Here is an 18,536-nt window from a genome sequence, read left to right on the forward strand (position 1 = left end):
TCAGGCCGCCGCGAGGCGGCGCAGGACGAGGTAGAGGCCGACGAGGAGGGCGACGGCGAAGAAGCCGTCGAGCCGGTCCATGACGCCGCCGTGGCCGGGGATCGAGCGGCCGGAATCCTTGACGCCGTAGACCCGCTTCAGGCCCGATTCGACGAGGTCGCCGGCCTGGCTGAGGATCGAGGCGACGGCGCTGGCGAGGGCGATCTGCTCCAGGGGCGCCTCGGCGAGGCTGCTCCAGCCGTAGAGCCGGGCGAGCGCCATCAGCCCGGTGCCGGCCGCGACCGCGGCGAGGAGGCCGCCGATCGCCCCCGACCACGTCTTCTTCGGCGAGACCCGGGGCATCAGCTTGGGGCCGCCGAGGCTGCGGCCGGTGAAGTAGGCGGCGATGTCCGTCGACCAGACGACGGCGAACATCCAGGCCGGCCCGACGATGCCGATCGCGGGATCGTCGCGCAGGGCCGAGGGCACCAGCACGATCACGGCCGCCGCGGCGAGGGCCGCCAGCGCGCGCAGGCGCCCCCAACCCCCGGCCGCGACCGCGAGCACGGCCGCGGCGCCGGCGACGAACACGGCGAGCGAGGCCAGCGGCGACGTGCCCGACTGCGCGCAGAGCGCGAGGCCGCCGAGCGTCGCGCCGATCAGGACGATCAGGAAGCCGCCCGGCCGGGTGCGGCTCATGCCGATCCACTCGGCCGCGCCGACGATGCCCGCCACGAGCCAGACCAGGGCGAAGGGCCAGCCGCCCTCGACGAGCGTCGCGACGACGATGCCGGCCAGGATCACGCCCGAGACGACGCGGAGGACGAATTCGCGCCCGCCCAGGCGGGGGCGGCCCGAAACCGGGCTCGGGCGGACCTCGCCGGCGGCGCTCATCATCCGGCCTTCTGGCTGAGGCCGCCGAAGCGTCGGTCGCGCCGGTGGAACTCGTCGATCGCAGCCGCGAAGGCCGCGTGGTCGAAGTCCGGCCAGAATTCCGGCACGATGACGTATTCCGAGTAGGCGGTCTGCCAGGTCAGGAAGTTCGAGAGGCGCTGCTCGCCGGAGGTGCGGATCACGAGGTCCGGGTCCGGGATGCCGGCCGTGTCGAGGGCGTCGGCGATCCGCGAGGCGTCGATCGCCTCCGGCGCGAGGCGGCCCTCGGCGACCGCCGCGGCGAGGCGGCGCACGGCGCTCAGGATCTCCTGGCGCCCGCCGTAATTGAAGGCGACGACGAGGGTGAGCCCGGTATTGGCGCGCGTGCGCTCCTCGGCCTCGCGCAGGACGGCGGCGATGTCGGGGCTCAGGCCCTCGCGCTCGCCGATGATGCGGATGCGGACGTTGTTGGATTGGAGATCCGCGAGGTCGCGGCGCACGAACAGCTTGAGGAGGCCCATCAGGTCGGAGACCTCGGCCGGCGGGCGCCGCCAATTCTCGGAGGAGAAGCTGTAGATCGTGAGGTAGCGGATGCCGAGGTCGATGGCCGAGCGCACGGCGCGCCGCACGGCCTCGACGCCGCGCCGGTGCCCCTCGACGCGGGGCAGCCCGCGGCGCGCGGCCCAGCGCCCGTTCCCGTCCATGATGATGGCGACGTGCCCCGGGGCCGGACAGGGGGCGGATGCGACGCTCCCCTGGCCCGATCGTGCCGCCGTCTGGCCGTCGCTCGTCATGCCCGCCTCGGCCTGACGCGCGCGCTCCGCCTGCTCCACGCGTCTCTCCATCGCTCGCGCCGGTCCCGCACCGGGGCCTCTCTGGCGCATCCTTGGGGCAATTTCAGGTCCTGCCCCGCGAGAGCGCGCGGGCCCCGCGTCGATGCGGAACCGCCCCTCGCCCGCCGCAGGTCCGGCTCAGACCTGCATGATCTCCTTCTCCTTCGAGGCGAGCACGCCGTCGATCTCGGCGATGTGGTGGTCGGTGGCCTTCTGGACCTCCGCGGCCTGACGCTTCTCGTCGTCCTCGCTGATCGCGCTGTCCTTGAGGAGCTTCTTGAGATGGTCGAGCCCGTCGCGGCGCACGTGGCGCACGGCGACGCGGGCCTCCTCGGTGTATTTGTGGGCGACCTTGACCATCTCCTTGCGGCGCTGCTCGTTCATCTCGGGGATGCGCAGGCGGATGGTCTGGCCCTCGGTCTGCGGGTTGAGGCCGAGATCGGATTCGCGGATCGCCTTCTCGACGGCCGTGATCATGCTGCGGTCCCAGACCGAGATGCTGAGGAGGCGCGGCTCCGGCACGCTCACGGTCGCCACCTGCGCCATCGGCATCATCGCGCCGTAGGCGTCGACCTGGATCGGGTCCAGGAGGCTCGGCGTCGCGCGGCCGGTGCGCAGCGAGCCGAGATCCTTCGAGAGCGAGGTCACGGCGCCCTGCATGCGGCGCTTGAGGTCGTTCAGATCGAAGTCCGGTGTGGCCATGTCCTGCGGTTCCCGACGCGTCCCGATTGCATGCCGGGGCGGCGCCCCTGGGGCCGCCCGTCCGGGGCTTCAATGAACGAAAATCGGCAGCGCCGCAAATGCCTATCGCGCAAGGAAAACGGGGCCGCTGCCGCCCGCCGCGCGCCTCAGGGCACGACGTGGGTCGAGGGCGCCTGCCCGGTGAGGATCGCGGTGATCGAGCTCGGGGCGTGCACGGAGCCGACCACGATCGAGAGCCGGCTCTCGCGGGCGAGCGCGAAGGCGGCGGTGTCCATCACCTTGAGGTCGCGGGCGATGGCCTCGTCGTGGGTGATGCGGTCGTAGCGCGTCGCCGACGGGTCCTGCTTCGGATCGGCCGAGTAGACGCCGTCGACCTGCGTCGCCTTCAGCACGGCGTCGCAGCGCAGTTCCGCCGCCCGGAGCACCGCGGCGGTGTCGGTCGTGAAGTAGGGGTTGCCCGTGCCGCCGGCGAGGACGACGACCTGCCCCTTGTCGAGGTGGTGCAGGGCCGGCTGCCGGGCGTAGGTCTCGCAGATCGTCGGCATCGAGACGGCGGACATGGTGCGCGCCGTCACGCCGGTCGCGTTGAGCGCCGTCTCCAGCGCCAGCGAGTTCATGACCGTCGCCATCATGCCGAGGGAATCGCCGGTGGCCCGGTCGATGAAGCCGGCGGCCGAGATGCGGGCGCCGCGGATCATGTTGCCGCCGCCGACCACGAGGGCGACCTCGATGCCGGCCTCGATCGTGCGGGCGATGTCCTCGGCGAGGCCGGCGAGCGTCGGGGGGTGCAGCCAGTAGCCGTCCGGTGCGGCCAACGCCTCGCCGGAGAGCTTCACGAGCACGCGGCGAAACGGCGTCGTCTCCGGCATCAGCCCATCCCCTCGTCGCCGGCGTTCCGAAGACCGCGCCGGCCTGCACGCGAACCGAGGGGGCTTCTACTTAAGCGGGCGCGCGCCGTCGAGGGGCGCGCGCCCGGAAGGTGGCCCCTCCCCGTCTCGGGGAGAGGGCGCGGGGTTCAGGCGCGGCCGGCCTGCTGGGCGACCTCGGTCGCGAAGTCCGGCCCCTCTTCCTTCTCGATGCCCTCGCCGAGCGCGTAGCGGACGAAGCCCGTCAGCTTGACCGGCGCGCCGACCTTGCCCTCGGCCTCCTTGAGCACCTGCGCGACCGACTTCGAGCCGTCGTGGACGAAGGGCTGCTCCAGGAGGGTGACCTCCTTGTAGTAGGTCTTCAGGCCGCTCTCGACGATCTTCTGGAGGACGTGGTCCGGCTTGCCGGCGTTCTTCTCGCGCAGGATGTTGCTCTCGCGCTCCAGCGTCGCCGCGTCGACGCCCGAGGCGTCGAGGGCGACCGGGTTCGTCGCCGCGACGTGCATGGCGATCTGGCGGCCGAGCGCCGAGAGGCCGTCGACGCTGCCCTCGGATTCGAGCGCGACCAGCACGCCGATCTTGCCGAGGCCCTCGGTGACCTGGTTGTGGACGTAGCTCGCGATCACGCCCTTCGTGACGTCGAGCTTGGCGACGCGGCGCAGGTTCATGTTCTCGCCGATCGTGGCGATCAGGCTCTGGAGCCGCTCGCCGACGGTAGTCGACTCGCCGGGGAACGGGGCGGCCTGCAGGCCCTCCAGCGTGCCGTCCGTGTTGAGGGCGAGCTTGGCGGCCTCGCGGACGAAGGCCTGGAAATTGTCGTTGCGGGCGACGAAGTCGGTCTCGGAATTCACCTCGACGATGGCGGCGTGGTGGCCCGAGGACTCGACGGCGACGAGGCCCTCGGCGGCGGTGCGGCCGGCCTTCTTGGCGGCCTTGGCGAGGCCCTTCTTGCGCAGCCAGTCGACGGCGGCCTCGAGGTCGCCGTTCGTCTCGTTGAGGGCGCCCTTGCAATCCATCATGCCCGCGCCGGTCTTCTCGCGGAGCTCCTTCACCATCGCGGCGGTGATGTTGGCCATGGCCGGTCCTTCCTGTGACGTGTTCCAATGAGAATGAGCCCGGCGCTCAAGGGCTGAGCACCGGGCCCGAAGGGTTTCGCAGGCCGTCCGGCGCGGCCCGGTGACGGGCCGCGCGGCGTGCTCAGGCGGCGGCGGCGGCCTCGGCGAAGGCGCGGGCCTGCTCGACCCAGCCGTCGCGGCCGATGCGGCCGTTGAGCTTCAGGTCACCGTCCACGCGGGCGATGTCCTCGGCGCTCATCGCGGCGATCTGCCAGTAATGGTAGATGCCGGCATCGTTGAGCTTCTGCACGATCTGCGGGCCGGCGCCGTTGAGCTTGGTCAGGTCGTCCGGCGCGCCGCGCGGGGCGGCGAGGAGCTCGAAATGCTCCGTCGACTCGGCGAGTGCCGCGACGTCGGCCGGGCTCAGCGCCTCGGCGTCGACCGCCGGGCCGCGATCGTCGTTGGCCGGGGGCAGCTCCTCGGCGACCGGGGCCTCGGACGCGCCGAGATCGATGCCCGACGAGCCCTGGGCGCGCGAGATGCCGTCGATGGCGGCGCGGGCGACGAGGTCGCAGTAGAGCGCGATGGCGCGGCCGGCATCGTCATTGGCCGGGACCACGTAGGTGATGCCGTCCGGGTTGCAGTTCGTGTCGACGATGGCGGCGACCGGGATGCCGAGGCGCTGGGCCTCCTTGATGGCGAGCTGCTCCTTGTTCGTGTCGATCACGAACAGGAGGTCCGGCACGCCGCCCATGTCCTTGATGCCGCCGAGCGCCTTCTCGAGCTTGTCCTTCTCGCGGGACAGCATCAGGCGCTCCTTCTTGGTCAGGCCCTGGCCGCCGCCCTCGAGGGTCTCGTCGACCTTGCGCAGGCGCTGGATCGAGCCCGAGATGGTCTTCCAGTTGGTCAGCATGCCGCCGAGCCAGCGGGAGTTGACGTAGTACTGGGCCGAGCGCTTGGCGGCCTCGGCGATCGTGTCCGACGCCTGCCGCTTCGTGCCGACGAACAGCACGCGGCCGCCCTTGGCGACGGTGTCGCTCACCGCCTGCAGCGCCTGGTGCATCGCCGGCACCGTCTGGGCGAGGTCGATGATGTGGATGTTGTTGCGAGTGCCGAAGATGTAGGGCTGCATCTTCGGGTTCCAGCGGTGGGACTGGTGACCGAAATGAGCGCCGGCTTCGAGGAGCTGACGCATAGAGAAATCGACGGCCATGATGGGTATGCTCTCCGGTTGATACCGCCGCGGAGGAAGCGACCGGCCGCGAGGGACCGGCCACCGGAAACGCCTCATTCAGGCATGAGGCCGGCTCCGCGTGTGGAATGGGCGCGGCCTTAGCAGAGCCCCCGCCTGAAGGCAAGGCGGCCCCGGCGGCGCGCACCCTCGGGCGTGCGGGGATGCCCCTGCGCGATCCGAAACGGGCGCCGCCACGCATCGGGGAAAACCGGGGCGACGGGCCGCTTTTGCCCTTTTCAAAATCAACTTCAAGTGCATTAAATCAACCTTAACGAGGCGATGGAGCCGGGAGCTGAGCGCCGGCCGGCCTCGATCGGTCACGCCCCGAAGACGGGCGGCGGGTCAGACGCGGTCCGAGCGGGCCGCGCGAACGATGGGGGCATCCATGCGCGTTCCGGCAGCCATCCTGTCCCTGTGCCTGCTCGCGGCCTGCGACTCGCCCAGCCTGAAGGTGACGCAGCTCCAATACGGCACCTCGAACACCCTGGCGACGACGGGCAACCTACGCCTCGTCACCGAGCGCCCGCGGCCGGGGCCGGACGGCTTCGTCCAGCCCATCGTCTGCACGGAGCCGAGCCCGGACTACGCCGTGGAGTTCGGGCGCAACGCCAACGCCAATGCCAGCGTCACCATCGCCGAGAAGGGCAGCGGCAGCATCGCGGGCGGGTTCACCCAGACGGAGAAGGTGACCCAGCTCGATGGCCGGACGCCGGCCGTCCTCGCCCTGCGCGACGGGCTCTACGCCGCCTGCCAGGCCTATTCCAACGGCGTGATCGGCCACGACGCCTACGCGATGATCCTCAGCCAGTACGGCACGCTCCTCGTCGCCCTCGTCAGCAAGCCGGACGGCGCGCTCGCCCCGGGATCCGAGAAGCGGGCGGCGCTCGCCGCGATGCTCGTGACCTGCATCAGCGCCAGCGACCGGACCCGCCTGCCGGCCGCCCGCAACGCCCTCCTCGACGACCGCTTCTGCCGCCGCGTGCTGAACCAGGGCCTGAGCTACGCCCTGACCCGGTCCTGAGGGGCGCGCGATGCCGAGCGACGCCGATCCGGTCGCCCCGCTCTCGACCGCCGAGGCGCTGGCCGCCGAGCGGGACGCCCTGGGGCTCGCGGAGGGCGAGCAGCCGGCCGCCCTCTGCCTGTCGGGCGGCGGCGTGCGCAGCGCCGCCTTCTGCCTCGGCGTGCTGCAGGCGCTGGCCGCGCGCGGGCTGCTCGGGCGGTTCCACTACCTCTCGACGGTCTCCGGCGGCGGCTATATCGGCGCGTTCCTGACCCGGCTGATCTCCGGGCAGCTCGACGACGCGGCGGCCGAAGCGCGGACGGCCAGCGTCGCGCAGGCCGAGTCCGCGATCAGCGGTCCCGGCGGCGACCGGCCCGGCGGCCCGGTCCACGCACTGCGGCGCTTCACGAGCTTCCTGGCGCCCGAGCCCGGCCTCCTCTCGCTCGACACCCTGACGGGAATCCTGCTCTGGCTGCGCAACACGCTCATCAACTGGTTCGTGCTGCTGCCCGTCTTCGTGGCTCTGGCCGCGGCCTTCCTCACCTACGCCGCCACGACGGCGGCCCTGGTGGTCCGGCCGAACGCCGCGGCCGAGTTCGTGCTGCTGTGGCTCGGCGGCGCCGGCCTGCTCGCCGCCGTGTATGGGACGATCCTCGGCGTTCCGAGCCACAGCCATCCCGACCTGCCGGCCTCCCGAATCGGGGCGGGCGACCGCGGCCCTCCCCTCGGGCCGGATGCGGGGCGGATCCGGATCCGTATCATCGTGCCGATCCTCGTCTGGTGCTTCGCCGTCCCCCTGGCCGTGGCGCCGCGGATCTTCGAGGAGCATCACGCGAGGGCGCTCCACCCGGTCTTCGGCACGGGGGAAGCCCCGATCTGCCCGCCGGGCCCCTGCCGCCAGCGGGCGGCCTCCCCGACCGATTCCTGCCCCGCGGCCAAGATGCCGGACAAGTCGGCGGCCAAGTTGCCGGACAAGCCGCAGCCCTGCCCCACAACGCCCGATTCCCGGCGGACCGGCGCCCTGGAGGCCGGCATCCTGCTCGTTCCGGCGCTCAGCCTCGCGCTCTGCCTGCTCGCCTACGCCCTCGCCTTCCTCTGGGAGGCCGGGCGCCGCTACGAGGGGCGCGACGCGGCGGAGGAGGCGCGGGCGCGCAGGGCGCATGTCGGCCTGTTCCGCAAGGGCCTCGTCCCCTGGGTGGTCAGCGCCCTCGCCTCGGCGGGCCTCCTGTGGTGGGGCATCTGGCTCGCGCAGGACCTCGACATCCACTGGCTGGTCCTGCTCGGCCCCCTCTGGTTCGCCCTCGCCGAGACCCTGCGGACCACGGCGTTCGTGGCCCTGCGCCGCAACGCCCTGCGGGGCGACCTCGACCGGGAATGGCTCGCCCGGCTCAACGGCACGAAGCTGATCATCGTGCTGGGCCTCTGCCTCGCCGGCATCGTCGTGGTGATCGGCGGCTCGCACCTGTCGGGATGGAGCGACACGGCCATCGCCGCGCTCGCGGGCGGCGGCGCCGCGTCGGGCGGCCTCGTCGCCTGGATCGGCCGCAGCGCGCTGACGGCCTTCGCCGCGCACGGGACGGAGCGGAAGCCGCCCCTCGTCCCGCTCTCGGTCCTGACCAGCCTCGGAATCGTCGCCTTCGGCACCGTGCTGCTGGTGCTGATCGGGCACGGGACCGCCCTCGGCATCGGCCGGATCGCGAGGCTCCTCGACGCGGATCCGTCGATGATCGCGATCAACGTCGCATGTGTCTCAACGGTGATCGCATCGATCCTCCTCGCGTGGATCCTCGGACGGGTGATCAACCTGAACCGCTTCTCGATGCACGCCGTCTACCGGAGCCGCCTGATCCGCGGATTCCTCGGCCCGGCGCGCCGGCCCGCGGACCAGCGCCCCGACCGCTTCACGGGTTTCGACCCCCTCGACAACCTCCGCGTGACCGACGCCTTCACGCGCCGCGTTCCGCCCCGCCTGTTCCCCGTGATCAACGTGGCCCTCAACCGGACCCGGGGCTTCGACCCGGCCCAGGCCGAGCGCAAGGCGGATTCCTTCACGATCACGCCGCTGCATTGCGGCTCCGCCCAGCTTCGCCGCTCCGCGAACGGCGGCGCGGCGACCGGCGCCTACGTGCCGACCGATCTCTACGCCGGCGACGAGCGCCAGACCGGCCTCTACGACGAGCCGAAGGGGATCAGCCTCGGCACGGCGATGACGATCTCGGGTGCGGCGGCGAGCCCGAACATGGGCTACCATTCCTCCGCCCTGACCGCCTTCGTGATGACGCTCTTCAACGTGCGGCTCGGGGCCTGGCTGCCCAATCCCGGCGCCGGGCTGACACGGGGCGCGCTGAAGCGGGCCGGCCCGCGCCACGCCCTCCCCGCGCTCCTGTCCGAGCTGATCGGCCGGTCCCGGGACGACAACGCCTTCGTGTACCTGTCGGATGGCGGCCACTTCGACAATCTCGGGCTCTACGAGATGCTGCGGCGGCGCTGCAGCCTGATCGTCGTCGTCGATGCCGGGCAGGACGAGGCCTACGCCTACGGGGACCTCGCGCGGGCGATCCAGTATGCGGGGATCGACCTCGGCGTCGCCGTCGAATTTCCCCGCCCGATCGAGGTCGACCAGAGCCGCCTGCGCAGCGAGGGCGCCTTCGCCCGCATCACCTACCCGGCGCGCGGTGACGAGCCGGCGGCGAAGGGCCGCCTCCTGTACCTGAAGCCGTGGCTCTCGGACCCGCTGCCGATCGAGGTCGCGGCCTGCGCCGCGCGGCGCAAGACCTTCCCGCACGACCCGACGCTGAACCAGTTCTTCAGCGAGAGCGACTTCGAGAATTACCGGCGGCTCGGCGCCTGGATCACCGACGCGATGCTCGATGCCGCCGCCCGCGCACCCGACACGCGGGACGACGCGATGGACCCGGCCGAGACCGACCTGCACCGGGTCTTCAACGGCGCCGAGGTTCTGGCCGACCGGCCCGCCCGGCACGCCCGGCACGCCGAGGCGGGATGAGCGCGGATCAGGCGGGGCCGGCCCCGGGCGCGGCGAAGATCGCCGCGACATCCTCCTCACCCGCGAGGCGGAAGGCACCGGGCGCGAGCTCGGCGGACAGGTCCAGCGCGCCGATCCGGTCCCGGTGAAGGGCCGTCACGTGGTTGCCGATTGCCGCGAACATGCGGCGGACCTGATGGTAGCGCCCCTCCGTGAGGGTCACCGCGGCGTGGGTCGCGTCGTGGACCTGCATCGCGACGGGCAGCAGCGGCCTGTCCTCTCCCTCCAGCATCAGCGTGCCCGAGGCGAAGATCGCGCCCTCGTCGCCCCGCAACGGACGGTCGAGGCTCACTTGGTAGCGCTTCGGCACGCTGGCCTTCGGCGAGATGATCCGGTGCAGGAGCGCGCCGTCGTCCGTGAGGAGGATCAGCCCCGACGTCTCCTTGTCGAGCCGGCCGACCGTCGAGATGGCCGGGTCCCGGCGCCGCCAGCGCGCGGGCAGCAACCCGTAGATCAGGGGGCCCGCCTCCTTGTGCGAGCAGGTGACCCCCTCCGGCTTGTGGAGGAGGAGGAGGACGCCCGGCGGGGGATCGAGACGCTCGGCGTCGATCGTCATCCGGTCCGGCAGGTCGGGCGTGAGGGCGATGCGGCGGTCGGCGTCGCGCAGGGCCTCGCCATCGAGGCGGATGCGGCTGGCGCGCGCGAGGCCGGCGATCTCGCGCCGCGAGCCGTAGCCCAGGTTGGCGAGGAGCTTGTCGAGCCGCAGCGTCGCCGGCTTGGAGGCGGGTCCGGCGGCACTCATGCCCTGGCCTCGTAGACCTTGTAGCCGTTCGCCGCGGCGCGCTGCGTGACGCTGCGGAAGGAGGCCTTGAGCACCGCCTCGTAGGGCAGATGGGCGTTGGCCGTCAGCCAGAGGACGCCCCCCGGCCGCAGGCACTCGGCCGCGCGCCGGATGAAGGTCTGGCCGAGGGCCTGATCCTCCGCCCCCCCGTCATGGAAGGGCGGGTTCGTGACGATGAAATCGAGGCGCGCCAGCGTCGGCACGGGCGCACGCAGGTCCGTCCACAGGAACGCGGCCCGCGGGTCGCCGACGTTGCGGCGGGCCATCTCGACGGCCCGCCGGTCGATGTCGAGGAGCGCGAGCCTCGTCACGGCTCCCGAGGCGAGAACGGAACGCGCCAGGATCCCGAGCCCGCACCCGAAATCGGCTCCGGCCCCCGAGAGCGGCGGCAGGACCGCGAGGAGGAGCGCGGTGCCGGGATCGATCCGGTCCCACGAGAAGATGCCCGGCTGCGTGCAGAGGGCGAGGTTCTCGATGTGCCGCGGCGAGCCGTCGCCGATGGCCTCCGCGATGGGCAGTTCGCCCTCCGGCCGGGCGAGGGTGCAGATCCGATGGTGCCGGCGCGGCTCGTCGCAGGGCGCGCAGCCGAGATCCCGCAATTCCCGCGCGAGGCGCGAGCCGCCCCTGTCCTTGGGGGCCAAAGCCGTCAGGCGCCCGCCCGGCCGCAGGACGCGAAGGGCATGGGCGAGCGCGAAGCGCCGCTCGATCGTCCCGGGCGGCGCCAGCATCGCGAGGCTGTCGAGGCTCTCTGCCTCGAGGTCCTCCAGGCGCGCGGAGCCGGGCAGAAGGGGCGAGAGCTGCAGGGCGCCGTCCGGCACCTCAGCGAGGCCGGCGGGAGGCAGGCCGTAGACGGCGAAGGGCGTCGGGGAGGCTGACATCGGGGACAGGAGATCGGTCGGGGATGCGGCGTTTCGATCGGGAGCCGGGCTCGTGCGCCTGCGCGGGGGCGCCGCGGGTGCGTTCAGGCCTTCGGGAATTCGAGGCCCATCTCGCGATAGCGGGCCGGATCGTCGGCCCAATTCTCGCGAACCTTCACGTGAAGGAACAGGTGGACCTTCGCCTCGGCCACCTCGGCGATCTCGAGGCGCGCCGCCTGACCGATCGCCTTGATGGTCTGGCCGCCCTTGCCGAGCACGATCGAGCGCTGGCTCTCGCGCTCCACGAAGATCGTCTGCTCGATGCGCACCGAGCCGTCGCCGCGCACCTGCCACTGGTCCGTCTCCACCGTCGATCGGTAGGGCAGTTCCTCGTGCAGCCGGTCGTAGATTTTCTCGCGCGTGATCTCGGCGGCGAGCATGCGGATCGGCGCGTCCGAGACCTGATCCTCCGGGTAGAGCCAGGGGCCGGGCGGCATCATCGCGGCGAGGCTCCGCTTGAGGTCGGCGACGCCGTCGCCGTTCAGGGCGGAGATCATGAAGGTGTGGGCGAACTCCATCCGTCCGTTGAGGCCGGACGCGAGGTCGAGGAGCCTCTGGCGCGGGATCAGGTCGATCTTGTTCAGGATGAGGATGCGCGGCCGCCGCACCTCGGGAAGCCGGGCGAGGATCGCCTCGACCTCGTCGTCCACGCCCTTGCGGGCATCGATGAGCAGGCAGATCGCGTCCGCGTCGGCCGCGCCGCTCCAGGCCGAGTGCACCATCGCCCGGTCGAGGCGGCGCTTGGGCGCGAAGATGCCGGGCGTGTCGACGAGCACGATCTGCGCGCTGCCCTCGATGGCGATGCCGCGAACGAGCGCGCGGGTCGTCTGAACCTTGCGCGAGACGATCGAGACCTTGGTGCCGACGAGGCTGTTGAGCAGCGTCGACTTGCCGGCGTTGGGCACGCCGATCAACGCGACGAAGCCCGCGCGCGCATCCGCCGGCATCGCGGGGAGCGGCGGGATGTGCGGGCCGTCCTGTCCCTGTTCGGGGGTGTCGTCCTGCGGCGCTCGGGCCATCGGGTCATTTCCTCAGCGGGGCGAGGTGCCCCATCAACCGGTCTCGGTCGCGTTGGTTTCGGCCCCACTCTCCCCGATGCCCTCGCGGGCGAGGACGCTGCGGGCCGCCTCCTGCTCGGCGAGGCGCTTGGACGTGCCCTCGCCATAGCCCGGCTCGATGCCCTCGACCCGGGCGGCGATGCGGAAGCGGGGTGCGTGGTCGGGGCCGGAACGCTCGACGACCTCGTAGGCGGGAATGGGAAGCCCCCGACCCATCGCCCATTCCTGCAGGGCGGACTTCGCGTCGCGCCCGCGCGGCGCGCCGGTCTTCTCCCCGGGGCGGAAGGCCGCCTCCACGAGGTCCCGGGCGCGGGCGAATCCGGCATCGAGGTAGACGGCGCCCAGGATCGCCTCGCAGACGTCGGCGAGGATCGTCTGGTTGCGGCGTCCGCCCCCCATCACCTCGCCCGGCCCGAGCACGAGATGCGGGCCGACGTCCCAGGCGGCGGCCACGGAGGCGCAGGTCTCCCGGCGGACGAGGCCGGCCAGGCGCCGCGACAGGTCGCCTTCGTCGGCCTCGGGGAAGGTTCGGTAGAGCAGGTCCGCGATGGCGAGGCCGAGAACCCGGTCGCCGAGGAATTCCAGGCGCTGATAGCTGCCCGTGCGGCCGGCCGCCTTGCTGACATGGGTGAGCGCGAGGCTGAGGAGATTCGGGTCGGCGAAGGTGTGGCCGAGGCGATCCTCCAGCGCGCTGAGGGGCGGCTTCGGCTTGTGCGCGCGCCGCGCGCGGCTCGTGGGACGCGCGGCGTCGTTCAAGGTGCCACCGTCAGTGAATCGTGTTGAAGATGCGGTTCCACCGGACCTTGGCGGGCCAGTTCCAGATCTGCCAGGCCGGCGTACCCTCGTCGATCGAGAAGAAGATCATCTCGGCGCGGCCGACGAAGTTCTCGAACGGCACGTAGCCGACATTGGCGAGGTCTCGCGAATCGGTCGAGTTGTCGCGATTATCGCCCATCATGAAATAGTGGCCCGGCGGCACCGTATAGAGTTCGGTCTTGTCCCAGAAGCCGTTATCGCCGTCGCGCTCGATGACACGGTGAACGATACCGTTCGGCAACGTCTCCATGTATTGCGGCACCTTGGTCGCCTGGCCGTAGGGATCGATCGTCTCGTAATCGGCGATCCGCTCGCGCTTGACCGGCTTGCCGTTGATGTTGAGCACGCCGTCGACGACCTGGATCTTGTCGCCCGGCAGGCCGATCACGCGCTTGATGTAATCGGTGGCGTTGTCCTTCGGCAGCTTGAAGACGGCGATGTCGCCGCGCTTCGGCTCCGCCGCCCAGACGCGGCCCTCCGACTTCACGGGAATGTACTCGCTCAGAGGAAGCGAGTACTTCGAGTAGCCGTAGGAGTATTTCGAGACGAACAGGTAGTCGCCGATCAGCAGCGTCGGCACCAGCGAGCCCGACGGGATGTTGAACGGCTGGAACAGCAGCGTGCGCACCACGAGGGCGATGAGCAGCGCCTGGATGCCGACCTTCAGGGTCTCGCGGATGCTGGCCCAGGTGCCGGTGGAACCGGTCTCGGCCGCCCGAATCTCGTGCTTCGTGTCGTGATCCACGCGTGCGCGTTCCATTGGTTCGTCCAGTCCCTCGACGAGGCCCCCCGGCCCGGCCCATCGGCATGCACAAGGTGGGGAGCGTGCCGCGATCCTGTCCGCTGTGTGCGGCGGTCTAGACTAAGCCGGGAGCGCCCGCAACGCGTGAGCGCCGCCGGCTAATCCCGCAAGGTGCCGCACGGCACCCCCTCGATGATCACGAAGGCCTGCGCGAGGGGTGGGTCGTCGGTGAGGCTGACATGCACGCGCGCCTCGTGACCGGGCGGCGTCATCGCGGAGAGGCGTGCGAGCGCGCCGCCCGTGAGGCGCAGCGTCGGGCGGCCGCCGGGCAGGTTCACGACCTCCATGTCCCGCCAGAACACGCCGAGGCTCAGGCCTGTGCCGAGCGCCTTCGCGCAGGCCTCCTTGGCGGCGAAGCGCCGCGCGTAGGACGGAGCTCGGGCCGCGCGCGCGTCGCTTCTGGCGCGCTCGCCGTCCGTGAAGACCCGGTGCGTGAAGCGGTCGCCGAAGCGCTCCAGGGACTTCTCGATTCGGCGGATGTCACAGAGATCCGAGCCGATGCCGAGGATCACGCCGGCGCTCCCGCCATCCCGCGGCGGGCCGCATCCATGGCCGCGCGCATGTCGCGCACCGCCTGCGGCAGCCCGACGAAGATGGCCTCGGCGATGATGGCGTGGCCGATGTTGAGCTCGGCGAGTTGGGGCAGCCGGGCGATCGGGCCGACGCTGTCGACGGTCAGGCCGTGGCCGGCATGGATCTCCAGCCCGATCGCGGCGCCGTACTCGGCGGCGCGCGCGATGCGGGACAGTTCCTGAGCGACGCGCTCCGCATCGCGCGCGGTCGCCGCCTCGCAATAGCTGCCGGTGTGGAGCTCGACGACCGGCGCGCCGAGGGCGCGGGCCGCCTCCATCACCCGCTCCTCCGGCTCGACGAAGAGGGAGACCCGGATGCCGGCCTCGGACAGGGCCCGGACGCGCGGCTTGAGGTGCTCGCGGGCGCCGATGATGTCGAGGCCGCCCTCCGTGGTGCGCTCCTCGCGCTTCTCCGGCACGAGGCAGGCGGCGTGCGGCCGGATGCGCAGGGCGATGCCGATCATCTCGTCGGTGGCCGCCATCTCGTAGTTGAGCGGCACCGTCAGGATCTCCGCGAGGGCGTCCATGTCGGCGTCGCGGATGTGGCGGCGGTCCTCGCGCAGATGCGCCGTGATGCCGTCGGCCCCGGCCTCGACGGCGAGGCGCGCCGCGCGCACCGGGTCCGGATAGGCGCCGCCGCGGGCATTCCGGACGGTCGCGACATGGTCGATGTTGACGCCAAGACGGAGGCGGGAGACGGACACGGGTCGTTTCCTGTTGCGCGGCGGGTGCTCCCGCCTCCGCGCTGCTCTATCCGAGGCGGCGGCGGCTTGAAAGCGCCGAGGGTGCAAGGCGGCCCCGCCCGGCCCATATGCCCCGACGGAGCGGAGGACAGGCGACGATGGGATTCCTCGACGGGCTGCTCGGCCATGGCAGCGACCTCAGCGCGGACGAACTGCGCGACCAGATGGCCGGGGTGCTCGCGGAGGGCGAGAGCGTGCGCGTCGCCTTCAAGGTCATCCGTGACCTCTTCGTCTTCACCGACCGCCGGCTCGTCTTCGTGGACCGGCAGGGGCTGACGGGCCGCAAGGTCGAGTACCTGACGGTGCCCTATCGGGCGATCACCGCCTTCTCGATCGAGACCGCGGGCAGCTTCGATCTCGATTCGGAACTCAAGATCTGGGTCTCCGGCAGGCCGGATCCGATCCAGCGCACGCTGAAGCGCGGCGCCAACATCCTCGGCATCCAGCAGGCCATCGCGGCCTCCCTCAAGTAGCCGCACGGCCGATCCGTCCGGAGCCGGACGCGATCATGAAGCGATCATCAAGACGACGTGCCCTTGTAGATCGCGATCATCCCCGCTATAGGCCCCACCTCGCGTTCGCTCCGGCTGGGGGCTGAACGGACGGTGCCGCTCGCGGCGCAGGGCCTCGCCCGTCGTCCCGTGTCTCCGCCTTCGATCAACCGCTCGGGCCTGAAACATTCGGCTCGAAGGGCTTGGCGCCGGGCGATGCGTGATGCAACCGGCCCGATCTCCCCGTGCCCTCACGCGTGCGGTCGGGTCCCATTCATGCTGAAGGGCCCGCAATGCCTTTATACGAGCACGTCTTCCTGGCGCGCCAGGACGTGACGTCCCAGCAGGTCGAGACCATGGTCGAGACCTACAAGGGCGTCATCGAGCAGAACGGCGGCAAGGTCGACAAGATCGAGATGTGGGGCGTGAAGTCCCTCGCCTACCGCATCAAGAAGAACCGCAAGGCGCATTTCACGCTCCTCAACATCGAGGCGCCCCCGGCGGCCCTCGCCGAGATGGAGCGCCAGATGCAGATCTCCGAGGACGTCCTGCGCTTCATGACGATCCGCGTCGAGGAGCTCGAGAGCGAGCCGTCGGCGATGATGCAGAAGCGCGACCGCGACGACCGCAAGGATCGTGACCGCGGCGGCCGGCGTCGCGACGACGAGGGTTTCGGCGGCGGCTTCGGCGACCGCGACCGCGGCGACCGCGGCGACCGTCCCGAGCGCAATTTCGGCGGGGAGAACTAAGTCATGGCATTCGGTGCTGGTGGCGGCGGTGGCCGTCGTCCGTTCTTCCGTCGGCGCAAGACCTGCCCCTTCTCGGGCGCCAACGCCCCGAAGATCGACTACAAGGACGTGAAGCTGCTCTCCCGCTACGTGTCGGAGCGCGGCAAGATCGTGCCGTCGCGCATCACGGCGGTGTCGGCCAAGAAGCAGCGTGAGCTCGCCCAGGCGATCAAGCGCTCCCGCTTCCTCGGCCTGCTCCCCTACGTGATCAAGTAGCGCATTCTCTCCCGGCCCTGCGGCCGGGACGACCAACCGACCGGCGGACCGAAGCGTCCGCCGGGACGCTGGGGCGAACGACCGCCCCTAACCCTGCCCGGAACGGGACAGCGGGACAGCGGGAGCGATGAAACAGTATCTCGGCATCGGCATCGGTGCGGGCCTCGTCTCGGCGCTCCTGTTCGGAGTGCTGCTGAAGGCGACGCCCCTCGCCATCGTGCTCTACCTCCTGGCACCCCTGCCCGTGCTGATCGTCGGGCTCGGCTGGAGCCACAAGGCCGCGCTCGTCGCCGCCGCGACGGGCAGCCTCGCGCTCGCCCTCGTCGTCACCCCTTTCCTCGGCCTCGGCTTCGGCGCCTATCTGGCGCTGCCCGCGTGGTGGCTCGCCTACCTCGCGCTGCTCGGCCGCCCCGGCGCGGACGGCAGCCTCGAATGGTACCCGACCGGCCGGCTCCTCGGCTGGACGGCCGCCACCGCGGCACTCGCCTTCGTCGCCATCGCCGTGATCGCCTCGCCGAATTACGAGACCTTCCACGCGCAATTGCGCAGCATGAGCGCCTCGATCGTGCGCACGCAGCCGCCGCGCCAGGCGCCCCCGAAGGACGGCGCCGCCCCGGCTGAGCAGGCCCCCGCCGAGGGTGGGCAGGCGCCCTCGTCCGATCCGGCCTCCGCCCAGCAGGCGGAGGTGGCCGACGCCCTCGCCCGCATCGCTCCGGCCCTGGCGACCCAGGGCCTCGCCCTGCTCCTGACCTTCTATCTCTGGGCCGCCGCCCGCATCGTGCAGATCTCGGGGCGCCTGCCCCGGCCCTGGCCGGACCTGCCGTCCACGGTGATGCCGCGCGCCGTGCTCGCCCTCCTCGGGGCCGCGGTGCTGCTCGGCTTCCTGCCGGGCTATCCGGGCCTGCTCGGCACCGCGCTCGCGGGCTCGCTCAGCGCCGCCTTCGCCCTCCAGGGGCTCGCCGCCTTCCACGACCGCAGCCGCGGCCGCGCGGGCCGGGGGGCCCTGCTGTTCGGCCTCTACCTGATCCTGTTCATCACCCAGGGCATCGCCCTGTTCGCCCTCACCCTGTTCGGCATCGCCGATACCGCCCTGAACCTGCGCCGTGCCGGCGCGGCCAGATCCTGACACCAGACCAAGAAGGAAGACCCCAATGGATGTGATCCTGCTCGAACGCGTCGCCAAGCTCGGCCAGATGGGCGAGACCGTGAAGGTCCGCCCGGGCTTTGCCCGCAACTTCCTGCTGCCCCGCGGCAAGGCGCTGCGCGCCACCGAGGGCAACAAGAAGCACTTCGAGACGCAGCGTGCCCAGCTCGAGACCCGCAACCTCGAGCGCCGCAAGGACGCCGAGAGCGTCGCCGAGAAGCTGAACGGCCAGAACTTCACCCTGATCCGCCAGTCCGGCGAGACGGGCGTGCTCTACGGCTCGGTCTCGACCCGCGACCTCGCCGAGGTCGTGACGAAGGAGGGCTTCTCGGTCTCCCGCGACCAGTTCACCCTGAACCAGCCGATCAAGACGCTCGGCCTGCACACGGTCCCGGTCGTGCTGCACCCCGAGGTCGAGGTGAGCGTCACCGTGAACGTCGCCCGCAGCCCGGAAGAGGCCGAGCGTCAGGCCCGCGGCGAGTCGGTGACCGAGCGCGAGCAGTTCAATCTCGACGACCTCGGCCTCGAGGTCGGTGCGGCGCTGGCCGAGAGCGGCGAGGACGAGACCGCCTGAGGGCGCTCCACCGCGAGTTCTCCACCGCGGATCGGTGGAGAACGGG

Annotated in this window: 20 protein-coding genes; 7 read left to right on the top strand and 13 right to left on the bottom strand. The window is 71.6% G+C overall.

Annotated features, from left to right (window positions below):
• The 6 genes from J2X36_RS13625 to J2X36_RS13650 all read right to left on the bottom strand — a co-directional run bounded on the left by J2X36_RS13625 (window position 1) and on the right by J2X36_RS13650 (window position 5,521).
• Window positions 1–873 (bottom strand): phosphatidate cytidylyltransferase, encoded by an 873-nt coding sequence (locus tag J2X36_RS13625; protein ID WP_132257409.1) that lies wholly within the window; start codon window positions 871–873, stop codon window positions 1–3.
• Window positions 873–1,646, bottom strand: coding sequence for an isoprenyl transferase (locus J2X36_RS13630; protein ID WP_310350578.1), 774 nt, complete (start codon window positions 1,644–1,646; stop codon window positions 873–875). Before J2X36_RS13630 ends, J2X36_RS13625 begins: the two co-directional genes overlap by 1 nt.
• 177 nt (window positions 1,647–1,823) lie before the next feature.
• The gene (frr, locus tag J2X36_RS13635; RefSeq protein ID WP_109891218.1) at window positions 1,824–2,387 is read right to left on the bottom strand and encodes a ribosome recycling factor; all 564 of its coding nucleotides are present in this window, start codon (window positions 2,385–2,387) and stop codon (window positions 1,824–1,826) included.
• Between the two features lie 146 nt (window positions 2,388–2,533).
• Window positions 2,534–3,256, bottom strand: a complete 723-nt coding sequence (gene pyrH / locus J2X36_RS13640; protein WP_310350485.1) for a UMP kinase — start codon at window positions 3,254–3,256, stop codon at window positions 2,534–2,536.
• Window positions 3,257–3,402: 146 nt separating this feature from the next.
• Window positions 3,403–4,329, bottom strand: coding sequence for a translation elongation factor Ts (gene tsf, locus J2X36_RS13645; protein ID WP_310350490.1), 927 nt, complete (start codon window positions 4,327–4,329; stop codon window positions 3,403–3,405).
• 121 nt (window positions 4,330–4,450) lie between these two features.
• The gene (locus J2X36_RS13650) at window positions 4,451–5,521 is read right to left on the bottom strand and encodes a 30S ribosomal protein S2 (protein ID WP_310350493.1); all 1,071 of its coding nucleotides are present in this window, start codon (window positions 5,519–5,521) and stop codon (window positions 4,451–4,453) included.
• A gap of 406 nt (window positions 5,522–5,927) precedes the next feature.
• Between J2X36_RS13650 and J2X36_RS13655 the strand changes: the two genes are divergently transcribed.
• Together J2X36_RS13655 and J2X36_RS13660 are read left to right on the top strand one after the other, a co-directional pair.
• Complete coding sequence (locus J2X36_RS13655) at window positions 5,928–6,563, top strand: hypothetical protein (protein ID WP_132257301.1); 636 nt, start codon at window positions 5,928–5,930, stop codon at window positions 6,561–6,563.
• A gap of 10 nt (window positions 6,564–6,573) precedes the next feature.
• Window positions 6,574–9,549 (top strand): patatin-like phospholipase family protein, encoded by a 2,976-nt coding sequence (locus tag J2X36_RS13660; RefSeq protein WP_310350497.1) that lies wholly within the window; start codon window positions 6,574–6,576, stop codon window positions 9,547–9,549.
• A gap of 7 nt (window positions 9,550–9,556) precedes the next feature.
• On the opposite strand, the gene J2X36_RS13665 is transcribed toward J2X36_RS13660, so the two are convergent.
• The 7 genes from J2X36_RS13665 to J2X36_RS13695 all read right to left on the bottom strand — a co-directional run bounded on the left by J2X36_RS13665 (window position 9,557) and on the right by J2X36_RS13695 (window position 15,238).
• Window positions 9,557–10,330, bottom strand: coding sequence for a pseudouridine synthase (locus J2X36_RS13665; protein WP_310350502.1), 774 nt, complete (start codon window positions 10,328–10,330; stop codon window positions 9,557–9,559).
• The gene (locus J2X36_RS13670; protein ID WP_132257295.1) at window positions 10,327–11,247 is read right to left on the bottom strand and encodes a class I SAM-dependent methyltransferase; all 921 of its coding nucleotides are present in this window, start codon (window positions 11,245–11,247) and stop codon (window positions 10,327–10,329) included. The genes J2X36_RS13665 and J2X36_RS13670 overlap by 4 nt, the downstream gene beginning before the upstream one ends.
• A gap of 83 nt (window positions 11,248–11,330) precedes the next feature.
• Entirely contained in the window at window positions 11,331–12,305 is a 975-nt protein-coding gene (era, locus tag J2X36_RS13675) for a GTPase Era (RefSeq protein WP_132257293.1), read from the bottom strand.
• A 33-nt stretch (window positions 12,306–12,338) separates the two neighbouring features.
• Entirely contained in the window at window positions 12,339–13,100 is a 762-nt protein-coding gene (gene rnc / locus J2X36_RS13680; RefSeq protein WP_310350505.1) for a ribonuclease III, read from the bottom strand.
• A 10-nt stretch (window positions 13,101–13,110) separates the two neighbouring features.
• Window positions 13,111–13,920: a signal peptidase I gene (gene lepB / locus J2X36_RS13685; RefSeq protein ID WP_132257289.1), complete on the bottom strand. Its 810-nt coding sequence runs from the start codon at window positions 13,918–13,920 to the stop codon at window positions 13,111–13,113.
• Between the two features lie 140 nt (window positions 13,921–14,060).
• Complete coding sequence (gene acpS, locus J2X36_RS13690; protein ID WP_310350508.1) at window positions 14,061–14,474, bottom strand: holo-ACP synthase; 414 nt, start codon at window positions 14,472–14,474, stop codon at window positions 14,061–14,063.
• Window positions 14,471–15,238, bottom strand: a complete 768-nt coding sequence (locus J2X36_RS13695) for a pyridoxine 5'-phosphate synthase (RefSeq protein WP_310350511.1) — start codon at window positions 15,236–15,238, stop codon at window positions 14,471–14,473. Before J2X36_RS13695 ends, acpS begins: the two co-directional genes overlap by 4 nt.
• A gap of 137 nt (window positions 15,239–15,375) precedes the next feature.
• On the opposite strand from J2X36_RS13695, the gene J2X36_RS13700 reads away from it, so the two are divergent.
• The 5 genes from J2X36_RS13700 to rplI all read left to right on the top strand — a co-directional run bounded on the left by J2X36_RS13700 (window position 15,376) and on the right by rplI (window position 18,490).
• A complete protein-coding gene (locus J2X36_RS13700; RefSeq protein WP_132257283.1) occupies window positions 15,376–15,750 on the top strand; it encodes a PH domain-containing protein in 375 nt (124 codons plus the stop codon).
• A 311-nt stretch (window positions 15,751–16,061) separates the two neighbouring features.
• Window positions 16,062–16,517, top strand: coding sequence for a 30S ribosomal protein S6 (gene rpsF, locus J2X36_RS13705; protein ID WP_310350512.1), 456 nt, complete (start codon window positions 16,062–16,064; stop codon window positions 16,515–16,517).
• Between the two features lie 3 nt (window positions 16,518–16,520).
• A complete protein-coding gene (rpsR, locus tag J2X36_RS13710) occupies window positions 16,521–16,772 on the top strand; it encodes a 30S ribosomal protein S18 (protein WP_066921788.1) in 252 nt (83 codons plus the stop codon).
• A 127-nt stretch (window positions 16,773–16,899) separates the two neighbouring features.
• Entirely contained in the window at window positions 16,900–17,898 is a 999-nt protein-coding gene (locus tag J2X36_RS13715; protein WP_132257279.1) for a DUF2232 domain-containing protein, read from the top strand.
• A gap of 25 nt (window positions 17,899–17,923) precedes the next feature.
• Entirely contained in the window at window positions 17,924–18,490 is a 567-nt protein-coding gene (rplI, locus tag J2X36_RS13720) for a 50S ribosomal protein L9 (protein WP_132257276.1), read from the top strand.
• Window positions 18,491–18,536: the final 46 nt, after the last annotated feature.

It is taken from the genome of Methylobacterium sp. BE186 (assembly GCF_031457035.1).
Taxonomy (GTDB): Bacteria; Pseudomonadota; Alphaproteobacteria; order Rhizobiales; family Beijerinckiaceae; genus Methylobacterium; species Methylobacterium segetis.